This window comes from Bacillus sp. PS108, assembly GCF_037963335.1.
GTDB classification, from domain to species: domain Bacteria; phylum Bacillota; class Bacilli; order Bacillales; family Bacillaceae; genus Bacillus; species Bacillus subtilis.
Map to the genome: position 1 here is coordinate 3,796,133 of NZ_CP150155.1, position 17,855 is coordinate 3,813,987.

Sequence of the window (17,855 nt, forward strand, 5' to 3'; positions counted from 1 at the left end):
TTCTCATCGGTCATTGTCTGTATACCACTGAATCGTACGCGCAATGCCTTCTTCAAACGTCACTTCCTGCCGCCAGCCCAGTTCGTTTTTCAGCTTTGATGCATTGATCGCATAGCGCCGGTCATGCCCTTTTCGGTCTTCCACGTGGGCGAACAATTCCTCACAGCCCAGATGCTTCAAAATGACACTCGCCAGCTCTTTATTCGTGCGTTCATTTCCGCCGCCGATGTTATACACCTCGCCGTCGGTCCCTTTTTCTAAAATCAGCTTGATCGCGCGGCAATGATCCTCCGCAAACAGCCAGTCTCGGATCTGGAGTCCATCGCCATACAGCGGAACAGGCAGGCCCTGCTTCGCATGACGGATAATCGTCGGAATCATTTTTTCGCTGTGCTGATAAGGTCCGTAATTGTTGCTGCATCGTGTAATGATGGCCGGAAGCTTGTGGGTTTTCACATAAGACAACACGAGCAAATCTGAGCTTGCTTTGCTGGCTGAGTATGGGTTATTAGGAGAAAGCGGCGTCGTTTCTGTAAACGCGGGATCATCCGCTTTTAAATCCCCGTATACCTCATCTGTTGAAATATGAATCAGCTTCTTGGCTTTTCCTTTCAAGACCGCTTCCGCCAATCGGTATGTCCCCATGACATTTGTGGTGATAAACGGCTCCGCTTGGGAAATGCTTCTGTCCACATGCGATTCTGCTGCGAAGTGAATGACGCCATCGTAGGTCTCATCAAACGCGCGGTCGATATCCTCCTGAACGCTGATGTCCCCTTTTACAAAGCGAAAACGGCTGTTTTGCTTTAATTTTTCCATTTCCTCCGGGTGGCTGGCGTACGTCAGTTTATCTAAAACGGTAATGCGCGCATCCGTTTCCCTCAGCATGAGCTTTGTAAACGTGAGCCCGATGAAGCCGGCCCCGCCTGTAATTAAATATGATTTTGCCATCACTTTTCGTCCTGTCCTTTCCGTAAAGCCTGGTGTACAAGCTGGGAAGCGAGATAAAGCGATTCGTGAGTTCCGGCATCTACCCACCAGCCTGATAACACATCATACGTAAGCTGGCTGTTTTCGATGTATAGATTATTCACATCGGTGATTTCCAGCTCGCCGCGCTTTGATGGTGATATTTGTTCAATATACGAAAACACCTCTGCATCATACATATAAATGCCGGTAACACAAAGGTTGGTCGGTGGCTGTTCGGGCTTTTCGATGATGGAACGAATCCGCTTGTTTTTCTCATCAATCTCAGCAATCCCGAAGCGTTCCGGGTCATCAACTTCTTTCAGAAGCACTTTTGCTCCTTTCCCCTGCTGTTCAAAGCGTTCTGTATAAGGCTTTAATGAATCTTCAAATATATTATCACCTAATAATAAAATGAAAGACTCTTTTTTCGTAAAGCGCTTTGCATAAGACAGCCCATCCGAAATGCCCGATGCTGCCGGCTGTACTTGATAAGTGATAGTAACGCCAAGCTCTTCCCCGTTCCCAAGCAGTTTGTAAAATTGCGGCATATGCTCCTTTTGGCTGATGAGTAAAATGTCTTTTATTCCGGCTTCTTCCAGCTTCATAATCGACCAGTATATCATCGGATACGGGCCTACAGGAAGCAAATGCTTGTTGACGGCTTTCGTTAAGGGCATAAGGCGTGAGCCGTTTCCTCCGGCTAAAATAACACCTTTCACATTAACACTTCCTTACATGCATTTTTATATCTCTTGTTCATATAAATCTTGAAGAATAGCTGTTACCCGTATAATGCCTTTGCCATCCACGAGCGGCCTTCCTCCCTTGTGCAAAGAAAGGCGAAGAGGATAGCTGCTCATAATGCGTGACATCTGATAGATGAGTGTTTCATCCGGTACAAGCTCACCCAAACCAAGATCAAGAGCGGCGCCTTGGCCAGCAATTGTTTTTGCTGTTGCCGTTTGATGCTCAACCTGAGAAAGAACAAGGCACGGCACGCCGATGCAAATGGCTTCATATAGAGAGATGCCGCCGGCGACAATGGCTGCGTCCGCTTGTTTCATCAAACCTGCCATATCATTTGTCTGTTCGGTCATCTTGTACTGCGGCTTCTTTTCGATCCGCCTTCGGACTGCCTCTTGATGCGGTGAAGCGCTCCCCATCACAAACATTATGTTTTTGTCTTTTATGTCGGGGACTTGATCAGCGGCAGCCAGCACTTTAAAAATAAGCTGCTTCGGATCACTTCCTCCTAATGCAACAAGGATATTGCGGCAGTCTTTCTTAAGTGTGTAATCCTCTCTTGCGGCCTGAAAGGCGGGGTGAAGAATAAGATAGTCCGGGCCTTCATAGATGCGTGTGTTTCCCTGAATGTACACCCTGCCTCTGATGTCACCGTAAATTCCGTTAATGACTGCGTCACTATATTGAATCGATTTACCGTTTTTCTCTTCAAAAAGAACAATTTTCGCATCTGTCTCCGTCTTTATTTTCTTTAACAGCTCTGCAGGCGCGCCTAGAATATCAAACAAAAGCAAATCAAGCTTCTTGCTTTTTATTTCCCGGAGAATAAATTCGTGCTGCTGCAGCTCCGGCTTTACGATGACACGCCAATGCTCTTCATGAAGAAACGCTTCAGACTCCTGATTCGTGTAAAACGTAATCAAGCAGCTCTGTTTGAGTTCTTCCGCAAGTCTCTTCATCCGGACAACATGGCCCATTCCCTTTTCATAGCCGCCGTCTGCGAAGATCCCAACATGCATGGCTAGTCAGCCTCTCGTTCGATTGCCGCATCGGGATTCCGGTTCAGAAGGGTGATAAGCTCTGAGGCGGATACATCGGGGCGCTCGCCTGCTTTTTGATAGAGGGCCTTTATCGATTCATAGTCTTCCTTTGTATCAATAGTCAGCCGATATTGAGGGGCGCGAAATCGTTCCGGCGCCTCTAAAAACTGAACACGATAAAGAGCTGGATGATTCCTTATATATAACGTGACATGCTCCTGATATTGATCCTCCAAATCCTGAATACGGCTGATGTCAATTAACAGGTTGGCGTTGACCACTTCGCCGCAAATCCCTAATGGGGCATTCAGGATATACGTATAATCCGACCCTTGATCAAAATGCGCCTTAATCATTACATCGAGCAGCTCCGGATCGACAAACGGATTATCACCCGTTAACCGGATGATGACTGACGGTTTAACAGCTTCTATGACCTTCACAAACCTATCGAGGACACGTTCTTCGCTCCCGCGGAAAACACGAAAGCCTTGTTTGATACAGTGCGCCTCTAATATGTCGTCAGTTTCTTTGTCAGACGTGGCGATGACAAGATTATCCCGATCCTTTTGGTAAAACGCGCTTTTCCGGACACGGTGAACGAGAATGTCAAGTAAACGATTCGATCCGAGCGGCCGAAGCACTTTTCCCGGAAGCCTTGTTGAACCCATTCTTGCCTGAATGATAAAGAGAATATCATTCATGAAACGGGCTGTCCTTCAGTAAAATGTCATCCCAGATAATGCCTGTGTCGGCCGGAATGTCTCTTACAGCCCGAACACCGCTGGTCAGCAGTTCAAAAAATCTCGGGTGCAGCCCCTGCGGCTTTTGTCCGGGCCGAAGCACTGCGATATTGTCTTCACTAAAGGCTTCACCTTTTTGAATCGGAGCTGTTGTAAAAATGCCTCTATATGCAAAATTTCTGATTTCTCCTTCGATGGCGGTCGTTGTTTTGTATGAACTGCCAAGCAGTTTTTCAGAGACCGGCTTTGTGATCCCCTGTTTCAGCTCAGCTTCCGTTTTCCTGATACCATCGACCATTTCTTTCAATTCATCCGGATTTAATGCAAACGAGTGGTCGGCACCCGGCAGATCTTTATCGATCGTAAAATGCTTTTCTATCAGTTTTGCTCCGAGCCGAACCGCGGCACATGGCGCTTCTGTCGGATGCTCGCTATGATCGGAGAAGCCGATTACCGCCTCAGGAAAAGCGGCGGCAAGCATCGGAATGACGCTGAGGTTGCTGTACTCCGGCGGTGCTGGGTATTTCGCCACACAATGCATTATGGCAATTTGATTGTTTCCCTCTGCCCTGATGGTGCGCCAAGCTTCGTGAACATCAGAGATTTCAGCTCCGGCTGTCGAGAAAATCATCGGCCTGTTCAGCCGGGCGACATATTTGAGCAGCGGGAGATGGTTAATTTCATAGGATGCGATTTTAAAAGCGCTCGGCGAGGTAGACTGAAGCAGATCAGCTGACCCCTCGTCACATACCGTACTTAAAAAGATCACCTGCTTTTCGCGGCAGTAATCCAATAGCGGTAAAATCCACTCAGCAGGCATTTCCATAGATTGAACCAAAGAAAAAATAGAGACGTCCTTGCCCGCTGCCGTCTTGTACAAACCAGGATCTTTCTGGTACATCCTATCAGCTTGGAACATTTGAAATTTCACGGCATCCGCTCCCGCTTCCGCCGCGGCGTCTATCAGCGCAAAAGCCTGATCAAGCTTCCCGTCATGATTAATCCCCGCCTCAGCAATAATAAAAACAGGAGCGTCTTTGCCTACAGTTTTATTCGCGATCTGAAACGCTGCCATTATCTCGCCTCCTTGCCCGGCCAAATATGATAATAGTAATACGATTGTTCAGCGGTGAAGCCCATTCGTTCATAAAGGCGGATCGCCCTTACATTGTGAAGCTGCGTCCCCGCTGTTACCGTTCTATGCTTCTGGGTCTCCGGTTGTTCTATGAGATTCGCCAATAAATGAAACGCAATACGTTTCCCTTCAAATCCCGGCTTTACAGCCATCAAATCGAGAATGCACTCATCATCTCTTGATAAGCCCTGAAGATAGCCGATGACCTCGCCATTGTGTTTAGCGACAATATTGACCGCCGCCCTTCCATTCAGATTGTTTCGTGTCCACTCCTGAAATATTTTGTTTGCTGCATCGCGGCTGAGATGAGGATCCTGAAAATATCTGCTTTTTGTAAACGAGTCTCGGGCCAGCTCACATATCGCTTCTGTGTCTCCGGGCTCAGGCGGTCCCAGTTCAAAAAATGGCGGTGTTTTGTCATAAAAAGACGGAGGCATCGCCAGCTTCAGCAAACTCCCGACAAAGTAAGAGGATGGCTGCTGCTGTATCACATGCGCGGCTCCGATATCTTCAGCCGGAACACGGACAAAGATAAAATCCGTTTCATCCATTTGGCGTACAGTATAAAAAGCTTCAAACAGCCTCTTTAGCTGCCCGGTACTATTTGCCGCAAGAAGTTTGACGTTGATGACTTTCTTCTGAAGCACCTTGCTTTCCCACAAAGAATCTTCGTAAAGCAATACACCTTGGAGCCTGCTGTTTTCAAAAAGGCCGAGGGAAAATTGATACGGAACATCCAGTGTAAGCTTTCTGCTTTGGAGAAATTCCTCAATTGCCTCTTTGGAGACATTTTCTTTTACCGTATACACTTAATCAGCCCCTTTTACGATATCCCGCACAGCTTTAATGACATCATCTACATCGTCGTCAGACATTGATGGATAGAGCGGGAGAGAAAGGGTTCGTTTATAGTAATTCATGGCATTCGGAAAGTCCGCTTCCTTATATCCAAATTGCTTTTGATAATACGGATGAATGTGTACTGGAATAAAATGAACGCTAGTGCCGATATTGTATTCATCCTTTAAAGCCGTAATCATTTCGCTGCGCGTAACCCCGGCCTTTTTTTCATCTACTTGCAGAACATATAGATGCCAGGCGTGCCTGCCGTCATCATGGACAAACGGCGTGATCAGTCCCGGAATCTGCTGAAAAGCGGTTTGATAGCGGCCGGCAATCTCTTCTCTCCGTTTCTGCATATCATCCAGCCGTTTCAGCTGATGAAGTCCGAGGGCCGCCTGCAAATCAAACATATTCATCTTATAGCCGGGCGATTCGACTTCATAGTACCAGCTGCCATTTGAAGAATAACGGTTCCATGCGGCTTTACTCATGCCGTGAAGGCTTAGCACCCGGATCTTATCGGCAAGCTCCTCATCATCAGTCGTCAGCATGCCGCCTTCCCCTGTCGCGAGGTTTTTGGTGGCGTAAAAGCTGAATGCCGTTGCATCCCCGATAGAACCGATCATTCTTTGCTTATAAGTCGTATATACCGCATGTGCCGCATCCTCCAGCACGAATAAACCATGATTTTGGGCAATAGCCAATATTGCATCCATATCGCAGGACTGCCCGCCAAAGTGGACGGGCACAACTGCTTTCGTTCGCGGTGTGACGGCCGCCTCAAGCTTTACCGGGTCAATATTGAGCGTGTTTTCGTCAATATCCGCAAACACAGGCGTCGCTCCCGTATGAATAATCGTATTGGCAGTCGAGCTGAACGTAAGCGGAGAGGTAATGACCTCGTCCCCGGGCCCGATCCCTTTTGCTTTCAAAGCCAAAAATAAAGCTGCGGTACATGAATTTACCGCCACGGCGTGCTTCGCCCCGACAAACGCGGCAAACTCTTTTTCAAACTGCTGAACCTTCGGGCCTTTAGAGAGCCATCCCGATTCAAGCGTTTCTGTAACCTCCTGAATTTCTTCCTTACCGATTAACGGCAATGAGTAAGGGAGAAAATGATTTCTCTTTTGCACCATTTCTTTGCGCTCCTATCATTTTATTCAGTATCTTCCCGCCTGTAATCAACCCCTGTTTTGGCTTTCAGTTCCGCAAATAAAGCATTTGTTGATTCTGCCACCGGATAATTAGCCGCTATGAATGCCAGGCGCGCCTCTTCTGCTTTTTGATGCACGTCGGGACTTCGAAGAACCTCAACCAAGGTGTGCACCAGTTCATCCGGCTGGTCAAACATAAAATCGCCAAGAGACTCATAATACGGATACGAGCGATTTCCGGACGATTTTCCGATCAGCACAGGCTTTTGAAACAGCATGGCTTCAAGACCGACTGTCGAGGTCTGCGTCACTGCGGCATCAGCATACGGCAGCAAATCATAAAGCTCCAGCTCCTTTTTGATGACTCTGCATGCTTTATGTTTTTTCGCCGCCTCGTGATACAGATCAAGCTTGTTTTTTCCGATTTCCCACGGGTGGGGTTTGATAATGATCTGCAGCTGCTTCTGATCAGAAAGCCCCTGCAGCACACCGGAATAAAAGTCTTCTGAAAAGGGCTGAGTGGCAATGAGCACAATTTTTTTAGTCGGCTGAAAAGCAAGTTTTCGATAGAATATGGACATATCCATAGGCGTTCTGTTAAAAATCTGATCGAAGCGGGGATGTCCCGTTACGAGAATCTGCTCGGGTTTACAGCCTTTTCGTATGAACCACTCTGCTTCATACGCACCAAAAACAGCTTGATAGGTTGTAAAAACAGGAATGAAGGCTTCATCTCCCATCAATGCGCCATGCTGAAGACAAATGCTGACGGCCCCTTTTCTTTGACACATGAGAGCGAGCACCCTGCTGTAAATGTCTTCTGCCGTTCCGACAATAACAGCTGAAATCTTTTCCTGTTCAAACAGCGCATCAACTGTATCAATGGCCTCTATAAATAAAGGAATATCTTTGAAAAGCCGGTCGCGAAACGCTTGATCACCAAATGCCGGGTGATCATCATAAGGGGCGAGAAGCGAACAGGCTGTTTCGAGATACTGCTTCGAATCGCCTTTTTGGCATGAATCCGCTATCTCCCGCTTGCTAATTACAGGCAGATCACAATAATGCGGCAAACTCCATCTGGCCAAAACAGCCGTTTTTTCAGGATCAAATTGATAGTAATTTCCGTTTGAAAAACGCAGGTAATCAAAGTGCAAAATGACTTTCCCTTTAACAGGTTTGTCATTTGTTTTAACGATGTTTTGGATTCTTTCTTCAAAAAACGGCTGAATCTGTCCCTCATCGATATGCTGATCCACCGATCCGAATAATTCCGGTTCTTCTTCCATCATCACCCTCAGCTCAGGGCTGATGTATTGATAAAAATTACTGATAAGCCCAAGCGGAATCCCTTTGTAGCGAAGTTTGTCAAAAAGCTCCACGTACTTCCGGTACAGCACCCAATAATTGCTTAAATAGGCCGACAAGCTCTCACCCCATTCCAAGCTTTTTTAATGATTCACGCAGCTCTCGGCAATTTCGCTGAGGAGGAAGGTTTCTGACAAATTCATTTTTTTCTGATTCAAACAGCTGAAAGTGAATTGATTGGTCGGTAATATAATTCAGGTCCAGCTCCTCATCCAGCGGGTAAAACGGATAAAAATGATTGACTCTCCAAAAGAACCGGGCATCTCCTATACGGTAAAACGCCGGGCTTTCATCCCAATAGGAGCCAAACTTCTCCTTTACCTTCTCAAGCACCGAATACCTGTGCATCACCGAGCAATGATCAATTGCGCACGGTGCGTTCCATGTCACTTGAGCGGCAGGCCTGACAGTTTCTTTTACAATGTCGCGATTCTCGTTTAAATGATAGGTTTTGGAGGCTGAGTAAATCACAGCCTTTTCAGGATGGGTATCGAGCTCCCGCACCATTTTCAGGAGGCGGTCCGGCATATAGATGTTGTCATCCGTCGCATAGGTGATATATTCACCCTCCGCCATCTCAATCGCCTGATTGATCAGTGCCGCGTATCTCGTTTTTTCTGTTCTTTCCTTCACTCCAGATATATCGCTTTGATAAAAACGCACTCGGTTATCATTCAAAAAAGGACGGATTACATTCAGCGTCTCTTCATTGGAGTTGTCATCCATAATAAACAATTCAAAATCTGAAAACGTTTGTGAGAGTATGCTAGAAATGGACTTTGCCACATAATCGCTTTTGTTATAGCTCGTCATAATGACTGATACTTTAGGCAAATCCTACACCTCCTTCTTGGAACTTCACACCTGAAACTATCGTTATCTTATGTTGCTTATGCTCAAGTTGCGCTAGGGATACAAACCAATATGCGAAAAGTTTGTGTATGTCTCTGAAAAACAGCGGCTGCCCAGAGCGAAATCTGATCGGTCCGCTGTTCTTTTTCAGCATAATCCAAGCATCAGCCTCATAAGGTGAAAGAGATAAAAATCGCACCAGCGACTAAGATCGTTTTCCATCGGAGGTGAGTCATCGCGGAGCGTTCACCTATACATCCAGAACATGTTTTGAATGGTTTTCATAAAAAGGAGGAACGATATGAAACCGAAAAAAAATCAATATCAGCAAATGCAGGCATTTGATAATATGCAGGGGTATCAGCCTCAGTTTGGCGCCAACCCGTACCCGCAGCAAGGCCAAGGCTCACAAATGCAGCCAATGGGGATGCAGCCAATGATGCCAATGCAGCAGGGACAGCAAGGACAACAAGGACAGCAGGGATTTGGATTCCCGGGCCAGCAGCAGGGCGGCGGTTTTCAAATTCCATCGGGGCCTACACCGTCAGGACCGGGCCAAAGCGTTCCCGGCATGCTGCCTGTTGAGGAATCTTACATCGAGAATATTTTGCGCCTGAATCGGGGAAAAACGGCCACCATTTATATGACATTTGAAAACAGCAAGGAATGGGGCTCGAAGATTTTTCGCGGCGTCATCGAAGCTGCGGGCCGGGATCACATTATTATCAGCGACCCGAAATCAGGAACACGCTACCTGCTCCTGACAATCTACCTCGATTACATTACATTTGATGAAGAAATTGCTTATACGTATCCATATTCCATGGCGTCCTATTCGCCAAGATAAGAAAAAAGCCAATCACTCATATGATGAGGATTGGCTTTTTTGTTTATAGATATTTGACGGCTGCGACAACGATCATAATCCAAGAAATAATAAACGCCACACCGCCGAGCGGGGTGATCGCTCCAAGAATGGAGATTTGCGTCACACTTAGAATATATAAGCTTCCGGAAAACAGTACAATTCCCGCAAACATCAGCCATCCGGCTGTCGTGACACTGCCTATGCCGGATAATTTATCAGCCAGAAACGCGACAACGAATAACCCAAGGGCGTGATACATATGATACTGCACGCCTGTGTGCCAAACCTGAAGATATTTATCAGGTATTTTCCCTTCTAATCCGTGAGCGCCGAATGCTCCGAGTCCCACGGCAAGCAGGGCGTTAATAGCCCCTAATATGATAAAAACTTTCATCTATCTCTCCCGCCTTTTCGTTAAACTCATATCATTTATCTTATCGCACCTGCACCAAAATTCAATGTTTGTTCTCCGTTGACACGAGATTGTCGGATTTTCTCCTGCGCCAAAGCTGGAACTGGTCAGCTGCTATTGCAGCAAGCGTCCCTAATACGAGCCCGTTGCTTAATAGAGAAATAAATACCGGATGCAATCCCTTTAACGCAGTTTCAGGAACAAACATGATACCGACCCCTGTCAGCAGTGAGATGCCGATGATAGACCGCACCCTTTTTGATTCTTCTTTCTCATACGAATCAAATTCGGCAAAGGCCAGACCGCCCATTGCGGAGAACACAACAAAATTCACCGCAAATCCAACGGGTGACGGCAGGCTCGCAAACGTATTCATAAAAAACGGGATTACGCTGATCACGATAACCAAAATACTGCCGAGCATAAACGGTTTTTTAGAAGGCATTTTGGTCGTTTCAATAAAACCCGCGGCTCCCGAAATCGGAACAGGCGCAATAGCTCCCGTCAAACCGCTAAGCAGATGGCTGAATGAAGCGGCAAAACCGGCATGGCGTTCATGATGCTTTCCATCAGGCTGTTTGCTGAATTTTTTCACGGCGATGTCCACAACCTTCATGCTCGCCAGCATATTCACAATCAGCAAGATGGTAATAAAAATAGAAGTGATGATCAGGCCGCTGTTAAATAACGGTGTCCCAAAAGGAAACAGGGAAGGCAGCTGAAACAGCCGGTCCGGCATTTCAATCGGCTTTGCCGCTCCGGCAGCCGCAAACAGCACCCACCCGCCGAACAAGGCTAATAAAATAGAATATTGCTTAAAAAACATGATGTTCGAATTTGTCATTATAAAAGCGGCAGCGATCACAACAAGCGCCAGGCCAAATACAAGACCGTCCACCCCGTCCTGTCGATAACCGATTCCGAGAATACCTTTTATAATGGGCTGACTCAGCTGCATGACAAGAAGTAATAAATAGACGCCCGTTACAACCGGAGTAAACAATTTTGCAAGTCTGTCAATGACCTTGAAAACACTTAACAAAAAGAAACATACAGCGCTTACAAGAAGAGCTCCCTGCAAACCCCGCAGTGTGTCTCCATATGTCGCAAACACAGTTCCCGTCAGCCCTGCGTAGATCGTATACACTCCCCACCACAAGCCGGCTGGGCTTTCATTGATCGGCAGTCTGTGGCCTTTCAAACACTGAATGACGGCGGCAATTCCCAGTACAAAAAAAGTGCTTTGAATCAATCTTGCAGAATCTGAGTGATCCAGATGAAACGACTGGGCAACCGCCACCGGAACAACAATCGCCGCAGCAATAATAAACGCTGTCCATTGCAGCGCGCCAAGAACCAATTTCACGTAAGCTCAACCTCTCTCTTTAAAAATCAAATAAAGACTCTCCGTTTCCATCCTCTTCCTGCTTCTCTTTTTCTTGCTTTCGATATTTGTTTAATCCCGCGCTCCCCATCATTTTTTCCATCATCAGCTGGTCTGTCGATGGCGGCGCGGCGGGACTTGGCGTAACGCTCGGCTGTATGCGGGGCGCGCTCGCGTTCTCCGGCTGATCAAGCACGACATCACACAGAGAACGGACAACCGCTACACAACGCTTCAGCTCCTCATCCCGTTCAGCTGTTTTTGCTTTTTTCAGCTCCTCTTCCATCTTTTGAATTAATGCAGATATATGAATGTTCATGAAGCACCCTCCAAAAAAATAAATGTTGTCTTCCTGCATTTTATCAAATTCCTGCTGTAAACGCAGATATGAGTTTGTTATTTTTTCTGACAAACCTTGCGCGATTGACAAGCAGAAGAGATTTTTCACATAATAAATCACCATACCTTACAAAAAGGAGAAACGGAATGAACAGCATCCCCTCTATCATCAGCAAGCATAAAGCCTATTTTGCGGCGGGACATACGAGACCGCTTGAATCGAGACTGAACATTTTGCGGAAGCTGAAACAAGCCGTCAGAACTCATGAAGCCGATCTCATAGCCGCTCTCTACCAGGATCTCCATAAATCCGAGCAAGAAGCATACTCAACAGAAATCGGAATCGTCTTGGAGGAAATCAGCTTTGTCATGAAACGGCTGAGAAAATGGTCCAAGCCGAAACGAGTCAAAACGCCGTTGACTCATCTAGGCTCCAAAAGCATCATCATCCCTGAGCCGTATGGAACCGTTTTGGTGATTGCGCCTTGGAACTATCCCTTGCAGCTGGCGCTTTCTCCGTTGATTGGAGCCATTGCGGCGGGGAACACGGCCGTTCTCAAGCCATCGGAATATACGCCGGCTGTTTCTGCTATTCTTTCCAAACTCATCAGCAGCGTTTTTCCTACTGATTATGTCGCTATGGCAGAAGGCGGGCCCGATGTCAGCACAGCATTATTACAGCAGCCCTTTGACTACATTTTCTTTACAGGCAGTGTAGCTGTAGGAAAAATCGTCATGGAGGCCGCCGCCAAACAATTAATTCCCGTAACCTTGGAGCTCGGCGGCAAAAGTCCCTGCATCGTCCATAAAGATGCTGACATTCAGCTTGCCGCCAAACGCATCGTCTTCGGGAAATTTACAAATGCGGGACAAACCTGCATCGCACCGGATTATTTATTTGTCCACGAGGACATCAAAACGAAGCTGGCAGAAGAAATGAAGCGTGCGATCAGAGAATTTTACGGCCCTCAGCCGGAACGGAATCCACAGTACGGCAAAATCGTCAGTGAGCGCCACTATCAGCGGCTGCTCAGCTTTCTGAATGATGGCATCCCGCTCACAGGCGGACAATCTGATCCTGATCACCACAAAATTGCGCCGACCATTCTCGAACAAGTGAGAGATGACTCTCCAGTGATGCAGGAGGAAATTTTCGGGCCGATTCTTCCGCTCTTTACATACCGCGATATCGGGGAAGTCATTGAAAAAGTCCAATCGCGCCCTAAGCCGCTCGCCCTGTATCTCTTCACCACAAACAAAGAAACTGAGCGCGCTGTTTTAGGAAATCTGTCGTTTGGCGGGGGCTGTGTCAATGATACGTTAATGCATGTTGCGACGCCGTATTTGCCATTCGGCGGCGTCGGGGAAAGCGGCATCGGCAGCTATCACGGCTTTGACAGTTTTAACACATTCACGCACAAAAAAAGCGTCGTCAAACAAACGAACCGCTTCGACTTCGCATTTCGTTATCCTTCCTCCAAAAACGGGCTGCGAATGATTCGAAAAATACTCAAATAAAAAAGCGCAGATCACCTGCGCTTTTTACAAATCCTTAATACACCAATCAATCGGCGCCTCTCCCATTTTCTCCAAATAGGCATTCGCCCGGGAAAACGGTCTGCTCCCGAAAAATCCGTTTCTCGCAGAAAACGGGCTGGGATGCGTCGATTCAATGATAAAATGCTTGGACGTGTCGATCCGTTCTTTTTTCATTTGAGCATGCCGTCCCCACAAAATAAAGATAACCGGCCGCTCCCTTTCATTCAGCACGTCAATAATTCGGTCCGTCAGTCGCTCCCAGCCTTTCCCCTTATGGGAATTCGCCTGTCCGCGCCTTACTGTCAGCACAGTATTCAGCAAAAGAACGCCTTGCTTTGCCCAGCTCACTAGCGATCCGTGATTTGGGATGCTGCACCCGATGTCCTGCTGCAGCTCAAGAAAGATATTTTTTAACGAAGGCGGCTGCTTTACACCGGGCTTGACAGAGAAGCTTAAACCTTGAGCCTGTCCCGGCCCGTGATACGGATCTTGACCCAAAATGACGACCTTGACATCATCATATGATGTATAATGCAGCGCGTTGAAAATATCCCGGCTGTCCGGATAAATCGTTTGCTCCGCGTATTCCCTCTTCAGCATCTCTCTGAGCTCTTGATAATACGGTTTCTCAAACTCTTCCTTTAGCTGATTCCACCAGCTGTCTTGTAAAAGCTGTTTCAAGATTCAGGCCTCCTTACGAACGATGAAGTCTGGAATAGACAGGCTCGCCATCCCAAACCATTTCACTTTTTGCTTCCCGCCTCTTCATCTCAGGCTCTTCAAGCAGGACGGCAAAGTTTTTCGTCGGCAGCTCCCCGAGTCCGTGCTTTTCACTTAACCGATCCAAATATTGCTTCCGCTTGGCGCCAAGGTCCGCAGACTGATTGTCTCCCGCGTCACTGAAGGCATAAATCACACTGGCGCAAGGGACACGCTTCACCCGGTAATCCTTGGCTGCGCGCAGATAAAAATCCCAATCCCAGTAATTGTGCACATCAGCATCGAAATACCCGATTTCATCATGCAGAAAACGTCTGTACATGCTGCCCGACGGCACGTATGTAGAAAACACTCTCATATCCTCATAGTCAGCGGTATAAGCAAACAATTTCCGTGACACTGGATACCTTGTTCCGTTTTTCTCTTCAAACGAAACTATTTCCGCATCAGAATGAACGAAGTCTGCCGTTTCTATTTCCTTTGCCATTTTCTCGATATGCCCTGGCGTAAAGAAATCATCGTCATCACACAGCATAATGCAATCGCCAGACGCCTCTTTTACACCGGCATTTCTCGCAGCCACATGCCCCGAGTTCTTTTCTAAATTGATGACAGCAATCGGCAGCTCCGGATACAGTGCTTTGACCGGCACGACCGATTCACCGGCATCATTCACAATAATAATTTCATACGGCTTCAAGGTCTGGCGGGAAATCGACTCCAAAAGCTCACACAGAGCCGGAATCCGATTATAGGTCACAATTACGATAGAAATCTTCATGATGCTCTCCTTCTCATTTTCATAGTCATGTACTATTAAAACATATATTGGACGGGAGATCAGTGGGAATATCCTACTGAAACGGCATACTAGAATGATAGAAACAGCAAAGTGGCTCCGATGAGAAGCACCATGATCAGCATCAGATCTCCAAAGACATGAAAGAGATCTTTCAGGCGGACGCCATTCGGAAGGATAAGACGCCACAGCTTAGATTGATAGACCGGCAGCAGCACCAGTGCATAAGAAAGACACAAGAATGTAAAAGCCGGCGGCACAAAAGCACAGCCTGCATCGTCCCAATTCATCATGATGTCTTTCATACTAGATCCATCCAATAAAAACAAAGATATCATGAGGGCTAGCAACACAAAGGACCCCAATTGAACCTCAAACAGGCGCATTTTCTGGTTATATGCAAATCGGACCGCCCAAAACCAGACATAAGCATATGAACATAGCAGCGTAAGAATGGCACCTGCTGTAAAGACGACATCAGGCAGCCGATCAAGCAGAAAAACAAAAGGCAAGCTGGCTGCCATAGCCAAGAGCATGCAGCCACCAGTAAACAAAAATACTGCCCCATGAGCTACAAAACCATATAAACAAGAGCTAATCCTCACGACATACACCTCCTTTACATAGAAATTCTATGTATATACCTAAAAAATCAGACAAGCTGACGCCTGCCAATATAACAGCCCATTCGGCCAAATAACGGAAATAACAGCGTTGCAAAAGCACAAGTTCCAACAAACCAAGGTGTCAACAAGGATTGAAACAGCGCAGCAGGAATTACATTGAATAGAAAAACAAGCATAAAAATGACGTTTGGCACCATTGAGATCAGAATCGTATGTAGAACAAGCTTTTCTCCGCGTTTTCCAAACTCCTTCACGCCTTGATACCCAATCAGCACCCAGTAGATCATATATGCAGCTAAGATCAGCCAAACAGAAACAGAAATGCCTTTCCATACTGCTTGAACAAACGGTGATTCAAGCCATACATGCATTATTGTAATCGTAATGCCGACAGCGAATAGGGCACTGTTACAAAAAAGATGGAACATCAAAAACGCACGGAACGTTACTGGCTGTATTTTCTTAAACGAAGAAACAATGTCAGTTGGTGTTCCAAACGCCTGCAATAAAGTCTGCATAGCTTCCTCCTCACTCTTTCCTTCCTGAAAAGAGCGAAACAGATGATGTTCAATATGGCTCTCAATCTCTTCTATCATCGCCTCACCCTCAGGAAGCCCTTTAAGCCCGCTTTTGATTTCGGATACATATGTTTCTTTATCCATTTTGTCCGCTCCACTTCAGTATTCGGTCCATCATGGCTGAAAATACGCTCCATTCCTTCGTGCGTTCCGCCAGCACTTCTTTGCCCTCGTCTGTAATCCGGTAATATTTGCGGTCCGGTCCTTTCTCCTGCTTCTCCCAGTAGGAAGAAATATACCCTTGGCGTTCAAGCTTGTGAAGAGAAGGATACAAGGTCCCTTCTTTCATCTGCAGTTCATTTCCGCTGCGGCTTCCCATTTCTTTTACAAGCTCATAGCCGTACATCGGCCGCTCGTTCAGAAGCGTCAATACCAATATAACCGTGCTTCCCTTAACCAGCTCACGATTTAACATCTCAAAACCCCTACCTAGTTTTCTTATGTAGCATTTTACGAAAGCCCGTTGAGATTGTCAAATGATTCCTATAGATCTTCTATATTGTGATACAGAGAAAATCTAACTATAATGAAAGACAAAACATGATGGAGGTTCAAGACATGTCTATGCATAAAGCACTCACCATTGCCGGCTCAGATTCCAGCGGCGGTGCTGGGATTCAAGCTGATTTAAAAACATTTCAAGAAAAAAACGTATACGGGATGACCGCCTTAACGGTGATCGTTGCGATGGACCCAAACAACAGCTGGGACCATCAGGTATTCCCGATCGATACTGATACAATCCGCGCCCAGCTTGCAACAATTACGGACGGCATCGGTGTGGACGCCATGAAAACAGGAATGCTGCCAACCGTTGATACTATCGAGCTTGCGGCAAAAACGATCAAAGAAAAACAATTAAAAAATGTGGTAATTGACCCGGTTATGGTTTGCAAAGGTGCTAATGAAGTCCTTTATCCGGAGCACGCCCAAGCCCTGCGTGAGCAATTGGCTCCGCTAGCCACTGTCATTACGCCAAACTTGTTTGAAGCCGGCCAGCTCAGCGGCATGGATGAACTAAAAACAGTTGACGATATGATCGAAGCCGCGAAAAAAATTCACGCACTCGGCGCTCAATATGTCGTCATTACAGGCGGAGGCAAACTCAAACACGAGAAAGCCGTTGATGTTCTCTATGACGGAGAAACAGCGGAAGTCCTTGAAAGCGAAATGATCGATACGCCTTATACACATGGCGCAGGCTGTACATTCTCAGCAGCCGTGACAGCGGAGCTTGCCAAAGGTGCGGAAGTCAAAGAAGCCATTTACGCAGCGAAAGAATTCATCACAGCGGCCATTAAAGAATCCTTCCCGCTAAACCAGTATGTTGGTCCTACGAAGCATTCTGCACTGCGCCTGAATCAACAATCATAAACAAAAGGGGCTGCCTTACAGAGAGGCAGCCCTTTTTATCACCGAAGATTTTTCACAGAAAAAACTGCCGATCCCATCGGCAGCCCGTTTATTTGATTTTTAAATTGTTTGCAGATTTCCTCAAAAATGTTTCTATCGACTGAACAAAAAGTGCATATTCCTTCATTTGTTCATATGCCCGCGTGAGAATTTCCGCCGTTTCACTGTGCGGCGTTGTTCCGCCAAGCATTTTTTTCAGCTGAAGCAGCACATCCTTATATTCTTCCCGCTTATCTTCAACTTGGTTAGCAGCCTTTTCCAAACATTCCGGTGTTATCTTCTGTTCATGTATATTCAAGAAAACAACTCCTTTTACAGAAAAAAAT

Annotated in this window: 21 protein-coding genes; 3 read left to right on the forward strand and 18 right to left on the reverse strand. The window is 46.6% G+C overall.

The genetic code is table 11. The features are described from left to right. Positions 1-3: 3 nt before the first annotated feature. The 9 genes from rfbB to spsA are packed head-to-tail and all read right to left on the reverse strand — an operon-like array spanning position 4 to position 8,833. Positions 4-951 carry a dTDP-glucose 4,6-dehydratase gene (gene rfbB / locus NSQ16_RS19730; RefSeq protein WP_003244201.1) on the reverse strand — a complete coding sequence of 316 codons (948 nt, stop codon included), beginning with the start codon at positions 949-951 and terminating at the stop codon, positions 4-6. Beyond that, positions 951-1,691 carry a sugar phosphate nucleotidyltransferase gene (locus NSQ16_RS19735; RefSeq protein ID WP_014478328.1) on the reverse strand — a complete coding sequence of 247 codons (741 nt, stop codon included), beginning with the start codon at positions 1,689-1,691 and terminating at the stop codon, positions 951-953. The genes rfbB and NSQ16_RS19735 overlap by 1 nt, the downstream gene beginning before the upstream one ends. A gap of 24 nt (positions 1,692-1,715) precedes the next feature. Further along, positions 1,716-2,735 (reverse strand): PseG/SpsG family protein, encoded by a 1,020-nt coding sequence (locus NSQ16_RS19740; RefSeq protein ID WP_080529936.1) that lies wholly within the window; start codon positions 2,733-2,735, stop codon positions 1,716-1,718. Positions 2,736-2,737: 2 nt separating this feature from the next. Next, on the reverse strand, positions 2,738-3,460 hold the full coding sequence (locus NSQ16_RS19745) for a spore coat protein (RefSeq protein WP_029726216.1): 723 nt from the start codon (positions 3,458-3,460) through the stop codon (positions 2,738-2,740). Then, a complete protein-coding gene (locus NSQ16_RS19750; RefSeq protein ID WP_029726215.1) occupies positions 3,453-4,574 on the reverse strand; it encodes an N-acetylneuraminate synthase family protein in 1,122 nt (373 codons plus the stop codon). The genes NSQ16_RS19745 and NSQ16_RS19750 overlap by 8 nt, the downstream gene beginning before the upstream one ends. Then, positions 4,574-5,443 (reverse strand): GNAT family N-acetyltransferase, encoded by an 870-nt coding sequence (locus NSQ16_RS19755; protein WP_230488746.1) that lies wholly within the window; start codon positions 5,441-5,443, stop codon positions 4,574-4,576. The genes NSQ16_RS19750 and NSQ16_RS19755 overlap by 1 nt, the downstream gene beginning before the upstream one ends. Further along, positions 5,444-6,613, reverse strand: coding sequence for a DegT/DnrJ/EryC1/StrS family aminotransferase (locus NSQ16_RS19760; RefSeq protein WP_230488745.1), 1,170 nt, complete (start codon positions 6,611-6,613; stop codon positions 5,444-5,446). It abuts the gene before it with no gap. A 20-nt stretch (positions 6,614-6,633) separates the two neighbouring features. Continuing rightward, complete coding sequence (locus NSQ16_RS19765) at positions 6,634-8,058, reverse strand: CDP-glycerol glycerophosphotransferase family protein (RefSeq protein WP_230488744.1); 1,425 nt, start codon at positions 8,056-8,058, stop codon at positions 6,634-6,636. Positions 8,059-8,062: 4 nt separating this feature from the next. Next, positions 8,063-8,833, reverse strand: coding sequence for a spore coat dTDP-glycosyltransferase SpsA (gene spsA, locus NSQ16_RS19770; protein ID WP_015250957.1), 771 nt, complete (start codon positions 8,831-8,833; stop codon positions 8,063-8,065). 319 nt (positions 8,834-9,152) lie between these two features. On the opposite strand from spsA, the gene gerQ reads away from it, so the two are divergent. Continuing rightward, positions 9,153-9,698: a spore coat protein GerQ gene (gerQ, locus tag NSQ16_RS19775; RefSeq protein WP_014481253.1), complete on the forward strand. Its 546-nt coding sequence runs from the start codon at positions 9,153-9,155 to the stop codon at positions 9,696-9,698. A 43-nt stretch (positions 9,699-9,741) separates the two neighbouring features. Here the strand turns inward: gerQ and NSQ16_RS19780 are convergent, their stop codons facing one another. The 3 genes from NSQ16_RS19780 to NSQ16_RS19790 form a co-directional block, all read right to left on the reverse strand. Continuing rightward, positions 9,742-10,113 carry a DUF423 domain-containing protein gene (locus NSQ16_RS19780; protein WP_003227446.1) on the reverse strand — a complete coding sequence of 124 codons (372 nt, stop codon included), beginning with the start codon at positions 10,111-10,113 and terminating at the stop codon, positions 9,742-9,744. Between the two features lie 61 nt (positions 10,114-10,174). Next, positions 10,175-11,497: a purine/pyrimidine permease gene (locus NSQ16_RS19785; protein ID WP_015384975.1), complete on the reverse strand. Its 1,323-nt coding sequence runs from the start codon at positions 11,495-11,497 to the stop codon at positions 10,175-10,177. A gap of 19 nt (positions 11,498-11,516) precedes the next feature. Beyond that, positions 11,517-11,834 carry a YwdI family protein gene (locus tag NSQ16_RS19790; protein ID WP_230488743.1) on the reverse strand — a complete coding sequence of 106 codons (318 nt, stop codon included), beginning with the start codon at positions 11,832-11,834 and terminating at the stop codon, positions 11,517-11,519. A 167-nt stretch (positions 11,835-12,001) separates the two neighbouring features. Between NSQ16_RS19790 and NSQ16_RS19795 the strand changes: the two genes are divergently transcribed. Then, the gene (locus NSQ16_RS19795) at positions 12,002-13,372 is read left to right on the forward strand and encodes an aldehyde dehydrogenase (RefSeq protein ID WP_230488742.1); all 1,371 of its coding nucleotides are present in this window, start codon (positions 12,002-12,004) and stop codon (positions 13,370-13,372) included. Between the two features lie 24 nt (positions 13,373-13,396). On the opposite strand, the gene NSQ16_RS19800 is transcribed toward NSQ16_RS19795, so the two are convergent. From NSQ16_RS19800 to NSQ16_RS19820, 5 genes are all read right to left on the reverse strand, one after another. After that, positions 13,397-14,074, reverse strand: a complete 678-nt coding sequence (locus NSQ16_RS19800; RefSeq protein ID WP_014478341.1) for a uracil-DNA glycosylase — start codon at positions 14,072-14,074, stop codon at positions 13,397-13,399. 13 nt (positions 14,075-14,087) lie between these two features. Then, positions 14,088-14,894 carry a glycosyltransferase family 2 protein gene (locus NSQ16_RS19805; protein ID WP_015250953.1) on the reverse strand — a complete coding sequence of 269 codons (807 nt, stop codon included), beginning with the start codon at positions 14,892-14,894 and terminating at the stop codon, positions 14,088-14,090. 89 nt (positions 14,895-14,983) lie between these two features. Then, positions 14,984-15,517, reverse strand: a complete 534-nt coding sequence (locus tag NSQ16_RS19810) for a hypothetical protein (protein WP_230488740.1) — start codon at positions 15,515-15,517, stop codon at positions 14,984-14,986. A gap of 47 nt (positions 15,518-15,564) precedes the next feature. Further along, complete coding sequence (locus NSQ16_RS19815; protein ID WP_129138017.1) at positions 15,565-16,200, reverse strand: permease prefix domain 1-containing protein; 636 nt, start codon at positions 16,198-16,200, stop codon at positions 15,565-15,567. Further along, positions 16,193-16,531 carry a PadR family transcriptional regulator gene (locus NSQ16_RS19820; protein WP_003227432.1) on the reverse strand — a complete coding sequence of 113 codons (339 nt, stop codon included), beginning with the start codon at positions 16,529-16,531 and terminating at the stop codon, positions 16,193-16,195. Before NSQ16_RS19820 ends, NSQ16_RS19815 begins: the two co-directional genes overlap by 8 nt. A 143-nt stretch (positions 16,532-16,674) precedes the next feature. Between NSQ16_RS19820 and NSQ16_RS19825 the strand changes: the two genes are divergently transcribed. Continuing rightward, entirely contained in the window at positions 16,675-17,490 is an 816-nt protein-coding gene (locus tag NSQ16_RS19825) for a bifunctional hydroxymethylpyrimidine kinase/phosphomethylpyrimidine kinase (protein ID WP_230488739.1), read from the forward strand. Between the two features lie 88 nt (positions 17,491-17,578). On the opposite strand, the gene NSQ16_RS19830 is transcribed toward NSQ16_RS19825, so the two are convergent. Next, entirely contained in the window at positions 17,579-17,827 is a 249-nt protein-coding gene (locus tag NSQ16_RS19830) for a hypothetical protein (RefSeq protein WP_003243437.1), read from the reverse strand. Positions 17,828-17,855 lie beyond the last annotated feature (28 nt).